Below are 18,179 nucleotides of genomic sequence, written 5' to 3'. Positions count from 1 at the left end.
TCTCACCGGCCGCACCCCGGGTATGGGCTTGGAGTCCTGGAGGAGGGTGGTGCCTCGGGCACTCGCCCGCGCCCCGGGAGGGGTAGACTCGCGCGCGCCACGGCCGGGCAGCCGGCCGTCGGGCGCCTGGAGGGCGTGTCATGGCGGATGGACATCGGAACGAGCAGGAGCCGCGAGAGGCCACGGGAGCGACGCTCGCCCCCGTGCCGCCGAGCGCCCAGCCGCCCGAGGAGCCGCTTCCTCCCCGCGTGGGCCCGATGTCCGAGGTGGCCGGCGGCCTTCCCGCCGTGGTCTCCACGATGAAGCACGCCTTTAGCGAGATGGGCCCGGTGCGAGGCACCCGGCTGCTGCTCAAGGTGAACCAGCAGCACGGCTTCGACTGCCCGGGCTGCGCGTGGCCGGACCCGGGGCACCGCTCGGTGGCGGAGTTCTGTGAGAACGGCGCGAAGGCCGTGGCGGAGGAGGGGACGACGGCGCGCGTGACGCCGGACTTCTTCCAGCAGTGGAGCGTGGCCGCGCTGTCCCAGCAGACGGACCACTGGCTGGGCAAGCAGGGGCGCCTCACGCACCCCATGGTGCTGCGCGAGGGCGCCACGCACTACACGCCCATCTCCTGGGACGACGCCTTCGCGCTGGTGGCCGAGGAGCTGAACGCGCTCGGCACTCCGGACGCGGCGTGCTTCTACACGTCCGGGCGCACGAGCAACGAGGCCGCGTTCCTCTACCAGCTCTTCGTGCGGCAGTTCGGCACCAACAACCTGCCGGACTGCTCGAACATGTGCCACGAGTCCAGCGGCACGGCGCTCTCGGAGACGGTGGGCATTGGCAAGGGCACCGTCACGCTGGAGGACTTCGACAAGGCCGACGCCATCTTCGTCATCGGCCAGAATCCGGGCACCAACCACCCGCGCATGCTGTCGTCGCTCCAGGCTGCCGCGCGCCGGGGCTGTGAAATCGTCAGCATCAACCCGCTGCCGGAGACGGGGCTCAACCGCTTCAAGCACCCGCAGGAGGTGCTGCACCTCTTCGGTTCCGGCACGGCCCTCAACACCCTGTTCCTCCAGGTGCGCATCAACGGCGACGTGGCCCTGTTGCAGGGACTGGGCAAGGCGCTGCTGGAGATGGAGGACGAGAAGCCGGGCACGGTGGTGGCGCGCGCGTTCATCGAGGAGAAGACGCTCGGGTTCGACGCGTGGGCGGCCGGGCTCCGCGCGGTGAAGTGGGAGGACGTGGTCGAGGGGAGCGGGGTGCCGCGCGAGCAGCTTGTCGCGGCGGCGGAGATCCTCGCGCGCTCGGAGCGCACCATCTACTGCTGGGCCATGGGGCTCACCCAGCACAAGAACGCGGTGGCCAACATCCAGGAGGTCGTCAACCTGGCGCTGCTGCGCGGGAGCATCGGCAAGCCCGGCGCGGGACTGTGCCCGGTGCGAGGCCACAGCAACGTGCAGGGCGACCGCACCATGGGCATCTGGGAGCGGCCGAAGGAAGCGTTCCTCGATGCGCTGTCGCGGGAGCTCGGCTTCGAGCCCCCGCGCCACCACGGCATGGACACGGTGGACACCCTCCGCGCCATGCACGACGGGCGGGTGAAGGTGTTCTTCGCGCTGGGCGGCAACTTCCTCTCCGCGACGCCGGACACGGAATTCACCGCCGAGGCACTGCGCCGCACGCGGCTCACCGCGCACGTGTCCACCAAGCTCAACCGCGCGCACCTGGTCCATGGGCGTCGGGCGCTCATTCTTCCGTGCCTGGGCCGCACCGAGCATGACGTGCAGGCGGGCGGCGCGCAGTTCGTCACCGTGGAGAACTCCATGGGCGTCGTCACCGCGTCGCGCGGCGCGGTGGCCCCGGCGTCGGAGCACCTGCTCAGCGAGCCCGCCATCGTCGCGAGGCTGGCGACGGCAGTGCTCGGGGAACGCTCGACGGTGCGGTGGTCCTGGCTGGCGGAGGACTATGACCGCGTGCGCGAGCTCATCTCCCGCGTCATTCCCGGCTTCGAGGACTTCAACCGGCGCGTGCGCGAGCCCGCGGGCTTCTCCCTGCCCAACGGCCCGCGCGAGGGCCGCTTCACCACGGCGACCGGCAAGGCGCATTTCACGGTGCACGAGCTGCCCCGGCTGGAGCTGGCACCCGGGCAGTTGCTGATGATGACGATTCGCACCCACGACCAGTTCAACACCACGGTGTACGGACTGGATGACCGCTACCGGGGCATCCGCAACGGGCGGCGCGTGGTGCTGCTGCACCCGGCGGACATCAAGGAACTGGGCCTGAAGGAAGGACAGGTGGTGGACCTGACCAGTCACTTCCAGGGTGAGACGCGCGTGGCGCTGCGGTTCCGGGTGGTGCCGTACAACATTCCCCGCCGGTGCGCGGCCACGTACTTCCCGGAGGCCAATGTGCTGGTCCCCGTGGACAGCTTCGCGGAGAAGAGCCGCACGCCCACGTCGAAGTCGGTGGTCATCACCCTGTCCCCGTCCGCGGACGCGGGGCCGGCCTCGTGAGGCGCCATGCTGCTTCCGTCCGCTGACACAGGCTGGCCGGAGTCGCTCCGGCCGCTCTACGAAGGGGTGACGGGGACGCCCGCAGCGGAGGCACTGTCCGCGTCCGCGCAGTGGCGCGAGTCCTTCGCGCAGTGGGTGCGCGGGGCCTCGCTGGAGGAGCGCACCCGGGCCGGGTCCGCGGCGTGGGCGCGGCTGGACGCTGGTGAGCGGACGCCCGCGGAGTTGCTGTTCCTGCTGTCGTCGTGCGGTGAGCTGCTGTGGCCGTACGAGGCTCCACCGTCCGGGCTGCTGCATCGCTTGCGGTGGCGGCAAGAGTCGGTGCTGGGCGCGCTGCAGGAGGCGGGAGATGCAGAGGGCGCGGCGCGGGTGCGGAAGGAGACGGATGCCGTCGTCTCCACCGTGCTCACGCGCTACCTGAAGCGGCATCCAGAGTCGCTGCTGTCGCTGGTCGGGGATACGCAGTGCACGTTCGACGGGCGGGCGCTGCGCTTCGAGCACTCGGTGGAGGTGGACCTCAAGCAGGTGCTCGGGCCCGGGGCGAAGTCGATTGGCCTGCTCGAACAGTTGCGGGCGCTGCTGCCCACGACTCCCGAGGAGGGACGGACGCGGCTGGCGGAGTTCATCCGCACGCGGGCCGCGCGCATTCCATGGCGCGAGGCCTCGGAGGTGCTGGCCGAGCGGCTGTTCACGCTGGCCACATCACCCGAGGGCCGCAGTGGAATGAGCGGCTTCCTGGCGTGTTACCCGAGCGGGCGCAAGGAGCCTGATTGGTGCGCTCGCGCGGGGCTGTTGCTGTCTCGGACGCTGGAGGTCGGCGGGCCGCCGGAGGTGGTGGAGAACCTCTGCGAGCTGCTGGCGCGCTTCGATGCGCCGCCCGTGGATGGCCTGCGCGGCGCGCTTGGCGCGCTGGTGGGCGGAGACTTCGAGTCCACGGCGAACCTGGAGCCCGTGCGCTTCGTGCTCGACCACTGCCACGCCACGCTGCGCAAGGGCGAGCCCGGCCTGGTGCTGGCGCTGCTGTGGCTGGAGGAACGGTTGTTCCGCGCGGCGGTGCGGCGGGGCCTGCCGGACGCCTTCGAGCGCCGGAGCCGCGTGAAGCTGAAGCCGTGGGCCTCGGAGTTCGACCATCTGTGTTGGCTGGCGGAGGAGTGTGCGGAGCTGTGGCCCCGGTTCGCTGTGGGTGGTGTGCGGCCCGGGATGGATGAGCTGGCGGCGTGGCGGCAGGAGGTGTCCGCGCGCATGGGGCGCAAGCCCGTGCTGCGCAAGGCGGCGATTGAGTTCTTCCTGTGGTGCGCGCCGGATGCGGCGTCGTCCGAGGCGGAGCTCACGGTGCTCGCGCTGGTGCGCACGGAGACGGACAAGCGGCTGGTTCGGAAGCTGAAGGAGCATCCGTCGTCGCGCGTGCGGTTCCGGGTGAGAACGCTGCAGGCGTGGTTGCAGGGGAGCGGGAAGGGTGGGGCGGCGTCTTCCGGGGAGCCTTCCGCGAGCCCGGGGCCGGCCACGCTGACCGAGGCGCTGCGGCATCTGCATGTGACGCGCGCCGTGCCGCTGGGTGGACGCACGTGGCTGCGGGACCGGGATTTGGAAGAGCTGTTGTTCGGCGCCATGTCACGCGTGGAGGCGGGGTTCGCCGCGCGCTACCCGGAGCGGTTCCGCGAGGACACGGCCGAGCTGGTCGCGGACCTGCTGGAGGGACTGCGCGTCGAGTTGAAGCGCGTGAAGGCGGACCTGTCCGCGATGCTGGCGCAAGGCCAGGCGGCTCCGCTGGAGCTGGGATTCACGGTGCGACGGATGCGCCCGGCACCGGATGGGGAAGTGGTAGCAATTGACGACGCCGTTCCTCTGTCCCTCGCGGAGGCGGACGATGGGACTGTTGTCCCGAGCGTGCCGGAGTTGGAGGTCCCTCCCATCACTGCACTTCAAAGCGAGCCCGTCGAGCTGGAGACGCCTGCCATTGCAGCGCCGCGTGGAGGGGGCCGAGCGGCGCGGGAGGCGACGCCGCCATCCATGCCGCGCCCGCCGGGCGTGGAAGTAGCTTTCATTCTCAAGGTGAACGTGGACGGCTTCATCCGCACGGAGCGGGTGGCCTTCGTGCAGGTGGTGAAGCTGGAGCAGCGAGGGGAAGGGCAGTGGCTGCAGGCGTTCCGGCTCGGGCGCGAGCACCTGGACGCGCTGTTGCTGCGGACCGATGCGGCGTTCTGCCTGTTCCTGACGCCTCCGTTTCCCCGGGCAGAATGCTGGATGGTGCCGGCACGGCTGGCGCGTGGCTTGACGGAGTCACACCGCTCCCTGTCCGGTGTCCCACGCGACGGTGTACAGCGGGTGGCCCGTTCGTTGTCGCAGTGGCTGGTGGGCGAGCTGCTGGGACTGTGGTCAGGCGATGAGCGTCCCGAAGTCCTGGCCCGGGCCAGGGCGGAGCAGGGGGGCCCGGACTTCGTCGTGGAATGGGTCCTCGGCTGAGGACGCCCTGACTGAAGGAGCTGTGTCTGCCCAAGCGCCTCGTCAGCCGGCTCTCGGGGCCAGTTCTTTGGCCGTCTCGATGAACAGGCGCAAGGGCCCCGAGCGCTGTGCCCGGCTGGGGAAGTAGAGGAAGAAGCCGGGCACGGTGGGCGCATACGCCTCGAGCACCGGGACGAGGCGGCCGGCGCGCAGCTCCTCCTGCACCGCCGGCTCGAAGGCATACGCCAGACCCAGCCCCTCGGCCGCCAGCCTGGCGCTGGTCAGCTCGTCGTTCGTGGTGATGCTGCCGCGTGCCGGGACGCGCCACGTCCTCCGCCCGCGCTCGAGCTCCCAGGCGTACGGGCTGCCGGTGGTCTGGGAGCGCAGGTTGATGCACTCGTGGCGCAGCAGGTCCTCGGGACGCTCGGGCGTGCCGTGGCTCGCGAGGTAGCTCGGCGCGCCCACGACGATGAAGCGGAATGCGTCCGTCAGACGCACCTGCACCATGTCACGCTCGATGGTTTCGCTCAGCCGCACGCCTGCGTCGTAGCCCTCCGCGACGATGTCGACGAGGCGATCCTCGACGACGACCTCCACCTCCACACGCGGGTGGCGCGTGCGGAAAGCGGGCAGCATGGGCGCGATGAGGAGGGAAACGGCTGACCGCGGGACGGACAGCCTCAGCCGTCCGACAACCTCGCCGGGCTGTGCCGACACACTCTGGAGCGCGGAAGACGCCTGGGCCAGGCCTGGGCCGGCCTCCTCCACGAGCCGCCGACCGGCGTCCGTCACGGCCACGCTGCGGGTGGTGCGGTTGAGCAGCACGACGCCCAGCTGCCTCTCGAGCTGTCGCACCGACTGGCTCACCGCAGCGGAGGAAACGCCGAGCTCGCGCGCCGCGCCGCGGAAGCTCTGGAGGCGCGCCACGACGAGAAACACGTGGAGCTGCGAGAAGAGGACCGTCTTCATGGCCTTGGTTCCTGCGAAACGCTGCTGTGTGGTTCGTCGAGGCTGCTCGGTGGGGAGTCGCGACTTGAGGGGAAGCAGCGTCCCACAATCAACTCCCACTTAACGGCCCGTTCGCTTTCCCGCGTCTGGTGCGCTCAGGGGCCCGGTGCCTACTCTTTTGGAGCGCCTCGTCGCCAGAGAGGCACCGCTGCGCCGCTCCGGTGGTCGACGTGGCCCCGACGGGTTGACCCCCCTTCGTCCACATCGAGGAAACCCATGATTCGACTCGCTGTTGTACTCGGGCTCATGGCGAGCCCAGCCCTGGCGCAGCAGCATGTGCGCACTGAGGGAAAGCCCATGAAGATTCGACTGACGGCCGGAGCGAAGGTCCTGACAGCCACGCTGCTCGACAACGCGACGGCGCGCGACTTCGCTGCCCTGCTGCCTCTGACGTTGGCCCTGACGGACTACGCGTCCACCGAGAAGGTCAGCGACCTGCCCAAGCGCCTGTCCACGAAAGGGGCCCCCTCGGGCTCCACCCCCTCGGCCGGGGACATCGCCTACTACGCGCCCTGGGGGAACCTGGCCATCTTCTACAAGGACTTCAGCCACTCGAGCGGGCTCATCAAGCTCGGCAGACTCGATGGCGACGTCGAGGCCCTGCGTGCGGCCGGGCCGATCGAGGTGAAGGTCGAGCTGGCGAAGTAGGCGGCGCGCGATGCATGCCGCAGGGCGCTGCGAGGAAGAGTGGGCACGGTGGGCGTGCGCGGTAGCGGAAGAGAGAAAGGCCGCGGATCCGAAGATCCGCGGCCTGACCTGGTGCTCCGCCGGGGCGCTACAGATTGCTCCGGAAGAACGTGGTCAGCTTGTCAAAGGGAATGAGGTTGACGCGATCGTAGAGGTCCACGTGACCCGCGCCAGGCACGATGACCAGTTCCTTGGGTTCACCGGCAAGCCGGTAGGCCTCGTCGCTGAACTCCCGGGAGTGAGCGTTCTCGCCCGCGATGAAGAGCATCGGACGAGGAGCGATCGTCTCGATGTCCGTGAACGGGTAGAAGTTCATGAATCGGGTGTTGCTGCTGAGTGTCGGATGCGTCGTGGTGTTCGGACGATGACCCCGCGCAGTGCGGTAGAAGTCGTAGAACTCGCGATCCATCGCAGTTGACGTGTCGGTCAGCTCCTCGGGCGTCCCGCTCGTATACCGGGTTTCACCACCCACGAACTCCACATCGCGCTGCAGCGCTGCCTCCTCGAGGAACTTCTTTCTCTGCCCGAGGGTCACCGAATGCCTGAGCCCGTTGCGGTTGGCAGCGCCCATGTCGTACATGCTGACTGTTGCGATGGCCTTCATGCGCGGGTCGATCTTGGCCGCACTGATGACGAAGCTCCCGCTGCCGCAAATCCCGATGGCGCCAATCCGCTCCCTGTCGACAAACGGCTGGGTGCGCAGGAAGTCCACCGCGGCGCTGAAGTCCTCAGCATAGATGTCCGGCGCAACGACGTTGCGAGGTTGGCCGTCACTCTCGCCCCAGAAAGACAGATCCAGGGAAATGGTGACGAATCCCTGCTCGGCCAGCTTCGTGGCGTACAGGTTCGCGCTCTGCTCCTTGACGGCCCCCATGGGATGTCCGACGACGATGGCCGGAATCCTTGCGCCGCGATTCAGGTCCTTGGGAGCGAACAGGTTCCCGACGACGTTCATTTTGTATTGGTTCTTGAAGACGACCTTCTGAACGGTGACCTTGTCGCTCGTGTAGAAATTGTCTGCACCGTTGGCCGTGTCCCCGGACGCGAGGCCCGGCGTTGGACGTGCCACCGATGCTGAGGCCGACGCGCAGGCCAGCAGTGTGGAGAATGAGCTGAGCAGAAGTCCCCAGAGCAGGGGACGTCGGTTGGCTGCGGGGAGCCGCTTCATCGTCATGGGTCTGTCGGTCATGACTTCATGTATGCGCTCGGCTTTGACCGCGAACCAGGCGTTGTCGGTTGATGGGCTGTTAAGCAGCGCTTGGCACTGCGAGGCCCTCGCGACCTGACGGAGGGCGCGAGGACCCATTGTCAACGAGCGATGAACGGCCCGTTCACAGTCCTGGTATCGCGCCGGGCCGAGCCGGGGCGTACCTCTGAGGGGACCTTCGGACCTCCGAGCCGCCTCGCAGGCAGCACCGGACGGCTCGACGAACACGGGGCGCGCCACCTGCGCACCCGTCTGCCGGAGAGATTCATGACCATCCAACTCAACGACGCAGCTGGGGCGCCGGCTCCGCGCTCCGCATCGTGGGGGGCCGTATTCGCGCTCACCCTGTGCGTTTCGACCCTCATCGCCTCCGAGTTCATGCCGGTAAGCCTGCTGACGCCCATCGCGTGCGACCTCCGGCTGAGCGAAGGCCGCGCGGGCCAGGCCATCGCGGTGTCCGGCCTCTTCGCCGTGCTGACGAGCCTCTGCATCGCGTCCGTGGCCAGGGCCGTCGACCGCCGGAAGCTGCTCCTCGGTCTCACCGGGGTGATGCTGGCCTCGGGCCTTGTCGTCGCCCTGGCGCCGAACTTCACCGTGCTCATCATCGGGCGTGCGCTCATCGGCGTCGTGGTTGGTGGCTTCTGGTCTCTGTCGGCGGCCACCGTCATGCGCCTGGTGCCCGAAAAGGACGTGCCGCGCGCGCTCGGCATGCTGAATGGCGGCAATGCGCTGGCCACCACCATCGCGGCGCCACTCGGCAGCTTCCTGGGGCAGTACATCGGGTGGCGCGGGGCGTTCTTCGCGGTCGTTCCTCTCGCGGCCATCACCTTCGTCTGGCAGTACGTCACATTGCCCCGGATGCCCACCGAGCGCGCCGCTCCGCCCCCGAGCACGATTGCCGTCCTTCGACGCCCACGGGCTCCGACGGGCATCCTGGCGGTCACCTTGCTCTTCATGGGCCAGTTCGCCCTGTTCACGTACCTGCGCCCCTTCCTGGAGACAGTCACAGGGGTCGGGGTGTCCACGCTCTCGTTGCTTCTGTTTGGCATGGGCGCCGCGGGGCTCCTGGGCACGTATCTGATTGGGTTCCTCGTGGCCAAACGGTTGTCCGCGGTGCTCGTCGCCGCGCCACTCGCGCTGGCGGCCATCGCGGTCGTCCTGGTCGTAGTCGGCCGGTCCCTTCCGGCCACAGCCCTGCTCCTCGGCGGCTGGGGGCTCATCGGCACGGCGGCGCCGGTTGCGTGGTGGACGTGGCTCAGCCGCACGCTGCCGCACGACGCGGAGGCTGGCGGCGGACTCATGGTCGCGGCCATCCAGCTCGCCATCACGGCTGGCGCTTCGCTTGGAGGTCAGCTGTTGGACCGCAGCGGCTACCCGAGCACGTTCCTGGCGAGTGCCGCGCTGCTCGGGGCAGCGGCACTCATGGCCTTCATGGCGTCGCGGCCCTCGAGGCTGCTTGCCGCGGCCTTGCCGCGCGGTGACGGCGCCGCTTCCGGCACCATCGCCCGCTGAAGAGGACTCCTCCACGCCGAGGCTTCGCCTACCGGCGGAACTCCCAGTGCCACGGCTCGGAAGGCACGGTGCGCGCAAAGCCATACTTGCTCGCGTTCGCCGCCAGCCAGCGGTACGTGGAGGTGCCGGTGCCGCCCACGTTGATGTCCACCGCGATGCCGCCCTGGTGGTTGGAGTAGCCAGGCTTCGCCGCGAGGTTGCCCGTGCCGTTCTGGTACGCGCGGTAGAGCGCCTGCTGCTCCGCCATGGTGCGGAAGCCGCTGTTCACCTTCAGGGTGATGCCCGCTGCCCTCGCATCCGCATACATGCGGTTGTACGCGGCCGCCGCATCCGAGCGCATCACCTTCCCGTTGGGAACGGAGGCGACGGTGATGTTGCGGGGCGTGCCATTCACATAGCCCGTGACGACCTTGCCGCCACCGCCCGGGCCCTGCGTCACGGGGCCCGACACCTTGATGCCCAGCTTGTCCCACGTCTTCGGGCCCACGACGCCGTCGGCCGTCAGGCCCTTCGCCCGCTGGAACGCCTTCACCGCAGACTCCGTCTTGGGACCGAAACTCCCGTCGGCCGTACCCGCATTGAAGCCCAGTGCATTGAGGCGCTTCTGCAGCGCGCGCACCGGCTCGCCCTTCGCGCCCTCGCGCAGCGTGGGGCCGGAGCCACCGGAGGACGCGGGCGGCTTGTTGAGCGCCGCCCACGTCTTCGGGCCCACGACGCCGTCAGCGGTGAGCCCACGGGCCCGCTGGAAGGACTTCACCGCGGCCTCCGTCTTCGGGCCGAACGCGCCGTCCGCGGCGCCGGGGTTGAAGCCCGCGGCCTTCAGCTTGTTCTGCAGCGTCACCACGGAGGCGCCCTTCGCGCCCTCACGGAGCGTGGGAGGAGCGGCGAGGGCCGCCGTCTGGCGGAGCGCGGTGGCGGAGGAGGCTCGGGCAATGGCGACCATGGGGGGCTGGTCCTTTCCCTGGAAGATGAGAGAACGCTCCTATTCTCTGAGGCTCCAAAGAAAAGTTTCCCGCGCCGCGTCAGAAAAGCGCGGAATTCAGGTCGCGATGCCCGTCACTCCGCCGGCGGCGTGGCGACGACCATGCCGTAGGCCTGGTTGAACCAGGACTCGCCCTTGTCGTTCTTGCCTCCGGTCTTGCTCCACGACTCCTTGAACTCGTCCCAGGAGTAGACCTCCTCACGGTTCTCGAAGGGGTTGTAGACGCGCACCATCCACTCGCCGTTGCCGGTCTGCTCCACCGCGCGCACGTTCACCCAGTGCGCCACCTGCTTCGTGCTGTCGTCAAAGTCGCGCAGCATGCCGCCCGCGCCCGTGGTGTCGATGTTCACCACCGCGGTGAGCAGCTTGCCCTCGGCCAATAGCCGCGCCATGTCCTGCGGCTGGGTGAACTGGCCCGCCGAGTACTCCGCCGTGAAGCCCGCGGCCTCGTACATCTTCATCAGGTCCCCGCCAGCGGTCGTCCCACGCCCCTTGAGCATGTTCTCACTCACGTCTCCATTGGAGTCCTTGAAGAGGGTGAGCGCCTGCTGCGGCGTCAGACCGAGTGAGGCCCCCACCGCCAGCGGACCGCACAGGTTGTAGTGCGTCTGGGGCCAGCCCTCGCCGAAGACCTTCTGCAGGTTGAAGTACTGCGCGGCGGAGCCCTCCTGCACGGCGTACCGGCTCCACTGGCCCTCCTGGCCCCGGCCCAGCAAGCTGTCAGCGCCGAGGAAGGGATTCTCCACGCGCACGCCGCCCTCGGGCACGCCGTTGAAGAGCAGGGCCGTCTGCTCACGGATGGCCGCCTGCCATTGCTCCTGGAAGATGGCCTGCCGGTCTTCGGGCGGCAGGTGGTTCCACGTCCGCGCGTCGATGGAGGGCGGCGGTGGGCCATTGACGTCGAAGTCCGGCTGCGGCCAGGCCTCGGCAACGGCCTTCTCCCGCTCCGCCTGGATGAGCTGCGCGCGGTTCTCCGGCGGCAGCGCGTTCCACACGGGGATGTCCATGTCAGGGGGCCGGGTGCCCTGCGCCAGCCACTCGGGGAAGCGCGGCGGCGGGGGCGGAGCAGGCGGCGGGGGCGGAGCAGTGGTGTCGGAAACCAGGTCCGCGCGCACCCAACCCTGGGTTCCATCCTGGAGTTGCACGTTCAGCCAGGTGCCGTCCTCGTTCTCGCCGAGCACCTGCAGCTTCTGTCCCGCGACGAGATTGGCCTCGATGGGCGTCTGCCCGGCGGAAGGGGCGTTGCGGAGATTGATTCCACCGCCCGGGGTCACCCAGTGCGGCTCGTCATCCGCCACCTTGCGGTTCGCCACGCCGGACAGCCCCAGCTGCCGGATGAGCGCGTCGCGCTTCTCCCCCGGAGGCGTGGAGAGCACCTGCTTCACCTGACCGGCCGGCACCGACATGGGCTGGCCGTAACGCGGGTGCAGGGCCTGCCACTGGCCCAGCGTCTCGTACCGCACCTCCGGGTGGTTGGGGTCCACCACGGAGCCATCCGGCCTGCGCACGAGCGCGTGGCCGACGCCGTCCTTCGAGTCGCTCATGAGGATGATGGAGTCCCAGGGCTGGGCCAGGCCCACCGCCTTCTCCAGACAGTTGGCACGGCCGTCGCCCAGTTGCTCCGTGCGCAGGGTGCTGGCCACCGTGAGGTTCGGCGGCTTCGCGCCTTCGAACGTGCTCACGTTCTTCGGAGGCACCTCCACTGGCTTCGGCGGCGGCGCGGCCGGGGCGGGCGTGGGCTCGCGGCGGGCGGACTGGAGCGGCGGCAGGGAGCGGAAGAACTGGATCATTGCTGGCGACCTCGGAACGGAAAACTTTCATCCAGTTGTCGCAGGGAGTCCGAAGTGGGGTGAATTAAACCGAGTTAAATCAGCGCCCCCCGTGAAGCCGTCGAGTGCGCTTCGGGCCCGTCCGCGCTGACCGAGGCCCCGGCCGCCTGTCGGCACGCCATCGTCCTCCGGCGGTCATCGCTACCTTTGGCGGGAGGGCCCGCGGACGGATGGGCCCGCTGACACCCAGGAGGTGGAGTGTGGCCACGCCCGAAGAGCTCACCCAAACGGTTCACGATGCGCTGAGCGGCGAGCCGCGCATCGACCTGCGGCGTCACCCCATCCGGCTCGGAGTCGAGTGGGGCGACCTCGTCATGGAGGGCGAGGTCGAGGACGTGGCCGCGAAGAAGCTGGCCCTCGAGCGGGCGGCCGCCGTGCCGGGCGTGGACCGGATCATCGACAAGCTCCGAGTACGGCCGGCCCGGCCGATGACGGATGGCGAGGTGCGCCAGCATGCCTGCGACGCGCTGCTCGGGGAGTCGGCGCTCCGGCACGTCGGCGTGCGCAGCCGGGACGGCTCGGAGGTGCGCGAGCTGCGCGTCGCGGCACCGGGCTCTCGGGGGGGCACCATCGAGGTCCGGGTCGAGGACGGGGTGGTGACGCTCGACGGGGATGTGGGCGGGCTGGGGACCAAGCGGCTGGCGGAGGTGCTCGCGTGGTGGATTCCCGGGTCGAGGGACGTGGTGAATGGCCTCGGCGTGGACCCGCGTGAGCAGGACAACGACGGTGAGATTGCCGAGGCCGTGCGCATCGCCCTGGAGAAGGCCCCCTTCGTGGAGGCGGGGAACATCCAGGTGGCCACGCGCAACAGCATCGTCACGCTGACGGGCGTGGTGCCGAGTCAGGAGCAGCGGCACATGGCCGAGATGGACGCTTGGTACGTCTGGGGCGTGGACCGGGTGGTCAACCAGGTCCGGGTGGTTCACTGACGAGGGGCGCTCGATGTCTCGTGAGGCCAACCTTTGGAGAATACCGAGCTGGCCGAACGGCGACTGATTCGCTGGTAGCGGGCATAGGCGTCTACGAGCGCGATGCGCAGGGCTGCTACCTCCGAGAGACTGTGCCGTGCAGCGACGGATGCCAACGCTTCGAGGAGGTAGGCCTCGGGCGCCATCAGGGTCCGGGTGAGCACGACCGGCTGAGCTCCGAGTGACTGCAGCACCGGTCCGAAGAACTGCTCGCTCATACAGGCCAGGACCGCAACAGGCCTTGGCGTGGCACCTGGGAGGGGCTGAATCCCGGGTGGGGGGCGGTCCATGAGCCGGTCATGTCCGGCCCAGACCACGAGGTCGGCCTGGCTCGCCCCCGCAGCGGCGCGCAGGAAGTCCTCCAGTGCGCTGTCAATCCGGTCTCCCGCATAGGCATGGAGCAGGAGCCGGACAGGCCGTTCGCCGTGGGTGGCAGCCCTCTCGATGACGAGCTCGCGCAGCACGGCGGAGTCCGCCGGGCCATCACGGCGGCTCCGTACCCGGAACCCGGGAGCCCGAGAGAGGAAGCGCTCTGCCCCGTAGGCCGCGCCCCAGTAGAGGTTCGCCTCCAGGGAGCGGGGATCGCCTGCGGGGCCGCGGCCACATGCAATCAAGGCGTTGTCGCACAACGGCACAAACACCTCTATCTCCACCGCCGCCGGCACGGGCGTCGCTGCGAGAAGGCTCAGCAAGAGGGTGGGCAGCAGGATGAACCTCCGGAATCGAGCTTCCGAGACGCTCGTCGCCCATGGACGGTTCCATGGGCCTGCCCAAAACCCGGTCGCGGCGTCACGCGTCCACCTTGCGCACATCGGCAACTGGTTCAGCCCAGGCGAGCCGACGTCGTCACGTCGTCTCGAGCCGCCAACGGAGGTTCGGAGGCACATGCCTGGACCGAAGGGCTTCGCGTGCAAGCTCTTCCAGACCCGCGAGCGTGTCTGCCTGTCTCGTCCAGTGCGGACCTCCGTGGCGAGTCACGCGTGCCTCCCAGGCATCTCCCACCGGATAGAGGAAGACACCGGCCTCTATCAGGAGAATGTCTTTGTCAGAGGCCGTCGGCACGGCCCGGGTGAACACGACAATCCCAGACGCTGCGAAGTATGGGGCCGCTCGAAAACGAAAGCCTTGAGCCTCCAAGCGTCGTCCCAGTTCCTCGAGCGCTTCCTGGGGCGAGGTGTTCATGGCGCGGTCGAGAACCTCATCAGGGGTTGCGGCACTGGCCCCTATTCCTGACACGCCGCGAGACAGGTGCCTCGCGGCGCGTCTGTTGCGTGGACTTCAGCCCCGCTCCACGCGGATGTGCGCGGGCAGGCCGTTGAGGATGACTTCCTCCTCGCTACCGGTGAGGCCCTCGGGACCGACGTGGATTTCAGCGGCCAGCGTCTCGCGGGAGATGAGCTCTCGCGCCTCGTCAGTCACCCGCTTCACGCGGGCGTCGCCGTCCACCCACAGCCGGATGCGGTCCGAATAGCCGAGCTCCATGTCCTTGCGCGCGCCCTGCACCCGGGCCAGCAGCTCGCGTACGAGGCCCTCGTCCACCAGCGCCTCCGTCAGCTCGGTGGCCAGCACCACCACGCCCACGCCCGCGCCCGCCGCCGCGTAACCCGGCGTGGCCTCCACCAGCGTCTCCAGCTCCTCCGCCGGAAACACCATGTCCTCGCCGGCCACGTTCATCGCCACCCGGCCGGTCCGCAGCAGCTCGCCGTGCAGCGCGCTCCCATCCCCCGTGTCGAACGCCTTGCGCACCGGCGCCAGCTTGGGCCCGAGCCGACCGCCCACCGCGCGCAGGTTGGGACGCACGCGGAAGCGCACCACGTCCGCCTCCTTGCTGCCCGGCTCCAGGAAGCGCACCTCGTGCACGTTCAGTTCGTCCGCGATGAGGTCGCGGTACACCGCCACGCGCTCCGTCAACTCCTTGCGCGCGAGGATGACGTCCGCGCGCGACAGCGGCTGGCGCACCTTCAGCTTGTTGTCGGTGCGCACCTTCAGGCCCAGTGACACCAACTCGCGCACCGCGCCCATCTCCGCCGCCAGCCCTTCGTCCATCAGGCTCGCGTCCACCTCCGGGAAGCGCGCGAGGTGCACGCTCTCCGGCTGCGACACCGGCCACGGCTTGCGCACCAGGTTGCCCCACAGCTCATCCGCGAAGAACGGGATGAAGGGCGCGGACAGCGCGGCGATGGTGGTGAGCGCCTCGTACAGCGTGAAGTACGCGTCCTGCTTGTCCTGCTCGAAGCCGGGAGCCCAGTAGCGCGGGCGGCCGCGGCGCACGTACCAGTTGGAGAGCGCGTCCACCAGCGCCACCAGCCGCTGGGCGGCGTCGTAGACCTGGTAGGTGTCCAGGGCCTTGGACACCTCGCGGAGGGTGAACTGCACCTCCGAGAGAATCCACCGGTCCAGCACCGAGCGCTCCTTCACCTCGCGCCAGCCCTGGCTCTTGCGCACGGCCAGCCACGGCGCCTCGGTGGCGTCCGCGTTGCCCGCCGCCGGGTTGAAGCCGTCGATGTTCGCGTAGATGGTGAAGAACGAGTAGACGTTGCGCAGCTTGACCTGGAAGTCCTTCTGCAACAGCCGCACGTTGGCCAGCGAGTGGCGCGTGTTGGACCACGAGGGACTCGCCGCGAAGAAGAACCAGCGGAACGCGTCCGCGCCGGGTGCGCGGGTGGAAGAGTCTCTCATCACGACGCGCTCGGAGGGCGCCAGTCGCGGCACCTCCACCGGCATGACGTCCGCTCCGCGCTTGGACGGCGCCACGCCGAGCGCCTGCAGCTCAGCAGGGGCGAGCAGGGCCACGCGGCGCTTGAGCTTCTTGTGCACCTTCAGCGTGACGTTGACGACGGTGTCCGCGCGGTCCGGGCGGAAGAGCTGCACCTTCGCGCCCTCCAGCAAATCCAGTCCCTCCAGGTCCTCGCGGGCGATGAGCGCCACGCCGGGCTCGCCGGGCATGCCGGCCTCCGCGGCGGTCAGCACCGCGAAGTCCATGCGCACCTCGTCGAGGATGATCTCCGGCGGGGTGTAGTTGCCCTTGGACTTGGACTCCTTCTTGCCGTCCTTGTCCGAGACGTGGCCGAGCACGATGCAGTTCTTGTACGGGTGCGGCCAGCCGCGCGGCGGCGTGAGGCCCATGCGCTTTTGCGTCTCCTCGTCGAAGACGAGCGTGCTCACCATCAGCAGCGAGTAGAACCAGCCGCGCGTCTGGTCGATGGCCTCGGAGATGAAGTCCGCGGGGAAGGTGCGGTTGAAGACCTCGCGCGAGCCCGGCGCGTGCGGGAAGCCCCACTGCGCGAAGGGCATGCAGCCCGAGTCGAACCACACGTCGACTACCTCGGGCACGCGTGCGAAGCGCCCCGAGCTGCCGGGCTTCTGGTACGTCACCTTGTCGATCCACGGCTTGTGGACGATGAGGTGCTCGGCGTTGGCCTCGTGCGGCTTGCCGGCGAGGAAGGCGCGCAGCTCCGCCTCCACCTCGGCCAGGTTGCTGCCCGGCTTCTCGCGCAGGGCCTGGAGTGAGGGGACGGCTTCCACCTCGCCCGTCTCCGAGTGAATCCACAGAGGCAGCGCCGTGCCCCAGTAGCGCTCGCGCGAGAGGGCCCAGTCGACGTTGTTGGCGAGGAAGTCGCCGAAGCGGCCTTCCTTGATGTGCTCGGGCACCCAGTTGACGGCGCGGTTGTTGGCGATGGCCTGGTCTTTGACGGACGTGGTGCGGATGTACCAGGCGGGCCGCGCGTACTGGATGAGCGGGTCGTTGTCCGCGCGCCAGCAGAAGGGGTACTCGTGCTTGTACTGCTCGGCGAGCAGCAGCAGCCCGCGCTCCTTGAGGTTGCGCTGGAGGTCCTTGTCCGCGTCCTTCACGAAGCGGCCGGCCACCAGGGGCACTTCCTCGACGAAGGTGCCGTCCGGCTTCACCGCGCAGAAGATCTCCAGCGCGTCCGGGTTGGCGAAGCGCGGCCTGTCCTTGCGGAACGTCTCATAGTCGTCCTCGCCGAAGGCCGGTGCGGTGTGGACGATGCCCGTGCCGCTGTCGAGCGTGACGTAGTCCGCGCCCACCACGCGCCACGCCAGCGCGTCCTTGCCACCGTCCTTGAGCGGCAGCTCGGTGTCCCCGGCGCGCTTGAAGTAGAGGTCGAAGGGCGGGGTGTAGCGCTTGCCCACCAGCGCGCTGCCCTTCTGTGTGGCCAGTACGGGCAGGTCCTTCTTGAGCTTCTTCGCCAGCTCCTCGCGCAGCGCGGCGGCGAGGATGAGCTTGCGGTCTCCCGCGTCCACGGTGACGTAGTCCACGGACGGGTTGACGGCCGCGTACATGTTGGACGGCAGCGTCCAGGGCGTGGTGGTCCAGATGAGGAGCGCAGTGTCCGGCGCGTCGCGCAGGGGGAAGGCGACGTAGACGCTGGGGTCGTCCACCGTCTTGTAGCCGAGACCCACCTCGGCGGCGCTCAGCGCGGTGCCGCCCTGCGGCCACCACCACACCACCTTGTGGCCCTGGTAGAGGAGGCCCTTGCGGAACAGCTCGGCGAGCGCCCACCACACGCTCTCCACGAAGCTGCGGTGGTAGGTGACGTAGGCCGTCTTGAGGTCGACCCAGAAGCCGATGCGCTCGGTGAGGCGCTCCCACTCGGTGGTGTAGCGGAAGACGGACTCGATGCAGCGCTCGGTGAAGGGCTCCACGCCGTAGCGCTCGATTTCCGCCTTGCCGTGGATGCGGAGCTCCTTTTCGACCTCCACCTCCACGGGCAATCCGTGGGTGTCCCAGCCGGCCTTGCGGGGGACGTAGTGCCCACGCATGGTCTGGTAGCGGGGGAACAGGTCCTTGATGACGCGGGTGAGGACGTGCCCGTTGTGGGGCAGGCCGTTGGCGGTGGGCGGCCCCTCGTAGAAGACGAAGCTGGGGGCGCCCTCGCGGCCCTCGAGGGTGCGCTCGAAGATGCGGCGCTCCTTCCAGAAGGACAGGATGCGGCGCTCGTCGGCGGGGAAGTCGAGGTCGGTGGAGACCGTGGAGAAGAGGGGCTGAGCCATGGCGCGCGGAAGATAGCACCGGGCTCACGG

At 69.2% G+C, this 18,179-nt stretch carries 11 protein-coding genes; 5 read left to right on the top strand and 6 right to left on the bottom strand.

Annotated elements, in window-relative coordinates; translation table 11 throughout:
* Positions 1 to 140: 140 nt before the first annotated feature.
* Both G4D86_RS42770 and G4D86_RS42765 read left to right on the top strand, forming a co-directional pair.
* Positions 141 to 2,504, top strand: a complete 2,364-nt coding sequence (locus G4D86_RS42770) for an FdhF/YdeP family oxidoreductase (RefSeq protein ID WP_164000426.1) — start codon at positions 141 to 143, stop codon at positions 2,502 to 2,504.
* A gap of 9 nt (positions 2,505 to 2,513) precedes the next feature.
* Positions 2,514 to 4,964 carry a hypothetical protein gene (locus G4D86_RS42765; RefSeq protein WP_164000479.1) on the top strand — a complete coding sequence of 817 codons (2,451 nt, stop codon included), beginning with the start codon at positions 2,514 to 2,516 and terminating at the stop codon, positions 4,962 to 4,964.
* Positions 4,965 to 5,006: 42 nt separating this feature from the next.
* Here the strand turns inward: G4D86_RS42765 and G4D86_RS42760 are convergent, their stop codons facing one another.
* Positions 5,007 to 5,912 (bottom strand): LysR family transcriptional regulator, encoded by a 906-nt coding sequence (locus tag G4D86_RS42760; RefSeq protein ID WP_164000424.1) that lies wholly within the window; start codon positions 5,910 to 5,912, stop codon positions 5,007 to 5,009.
* A 336-nt stretch (positions 5,913 to 6,248) separates the two neighbouring features.
* Here G4D86_RS42760 and G4D86_RS42755 point away from each other — a divergent pair, with 336 nt between their 5' ends.
* Positions 6,249 to 6,599 carry a cyclophilin-like fold protein gene (locus G4D86_RS42755; RefSeq protein ID WP_164000422.1) on the top strand — a complete coding sequence of 117 codons (351 nt, stop codon included), beginning with the start codon at positions 6,249 to 6,251 and terminating at the stop codon, positions 6,597 to 6,599.
* 127 nt (positions 6,600 to 6,726) lie between these two features.
* Here G4D86_RS42755 and G4D86_RS42750 read toward each other — a convergent pair whose 3' ends face one another.
* Positions 6,727 to 7,827, bottom strand: coding sequence for an alpha/beta hydrolase (locus tag G4D86_RS42750; RefSeq protein ID WP_240360798.1), 1,101 nt, complete (start codon positions 7,825 to 7,827; stop codon positions 6,727 to 6,729).
* A 129-nt stretch (positions 7,828 to 7,956) separates the two neighbouring features.
* Here G4D86_RS42750 and G4D86_RS42745 point away from each other — a divergent pair, with 129 nt between their 5' ends.
* Positions 7,957 to 9,357, top strand: a complete 1,401-nt coding sequence (locus G4D86_RS42745) for an MFS transporter (RefSeq protein ID WP_240360797.1) — start codon at positions 7,957 to 7,959, stop codon at positions 9,355 to 9,357.
* A 28-nt stretch (positions 9,358 to 9,385) separates the two neighbouring features.
* On the opposite strand, the gene G4D86_RS54025 is transcribed toward G4D86_RS42745, so the two are convergent.
* Together G4D86_RS54025 and G4D86_RS42735 are read right to left on the bottom strand one after the other, a co-directional pair.
* Positions 9,386 to 10,300, bottom strand: coding sequence for a peptidoglycan-binding protein (locus tag G4D86_RS54025; protein WP_164000418.1), 915 nt, complete (start codon positions 10,298 to 10,300; stop codon positions 9,386 to 9,388).
* Positions 10,301 to 10,413: 113 nt separating this feature from the next.
* Positions 10,414 to 12,129: an SH3 domain-containing protein gene (locus G4D86_RS42735; RefSeq protein ID WP_164000416.1), complete on the bottom strand. Its 1,716-nt coding sequence runs from the start codon at positions 12,127 to 12,129 to the stop codon at positions 10,414 to 10,416.
* A gap of 239 nt (positions 12,130 to 12,368) precedes the next feature.
* Here G4D86_RS42735 and G4D86_RS42730 point away from each other — a divergent pair, with 239 nt between their 5' ends.
* Positions 12,369 to 13,097: a BON domain-containing protein gene (locus tag G4D86_RS42730; RefSeq protein WP_205520278.1), complete on the top strand. Its 729-nt coding sequence runs from the start codon at positions 12,369 to 12,371 to the stop codon at positions 13,095 to 13,097.
* Here the strand turns inward: G4D86_RS42730 and G4D86_RS42725 are convergent.
* Positions 13,091 to 13,600 carry a hypothetical protein gene (locus G4D86_RS42725; protein WP_240360796.1) on the bottom strand — a complete coding sequence of 170 codons (510 nt, stop codon included), beginning with the start codon at positions 13,598 to 13,600 and terminating at the stop codon, positions 13,091 to 13,093. The genes G4D86_RS42730 and G4D86_RS42725 overlap by 7 nt on opposite strands.
* Before the next feature lie 814 nt (positions 13,601 to 14,414).
* On the bottom strand, positions 14,415 to 18,149 hold the full coding sequence (gene ileS / locus G4D86_RS42720) for an isoleucine--tRNA ligase (RefSeq protein WP_164000413.1): 3,735 nt from the start codon (positions 18,147 to 18,149) through the stop codon (positions 14,415 to 14,417).
* Between the last annotated feature and the right edge of the window lie 30 nt (positions 18,150 to 18,179).

Source organism: Pyxidicoccus caerfyrddinensis (assembly GCF_010894405.1).
Lineage (GTDB): Bacteria > Myxococcota > Myxococcia > Myxococcales > Myxococcaceae > Myxococcus > Myxococcus caerfyrddinensis.
Note: the sequence above shows the minus strand (reverse complement) of the source record. Positions and strands in the feature narration are given on the sequence as shown.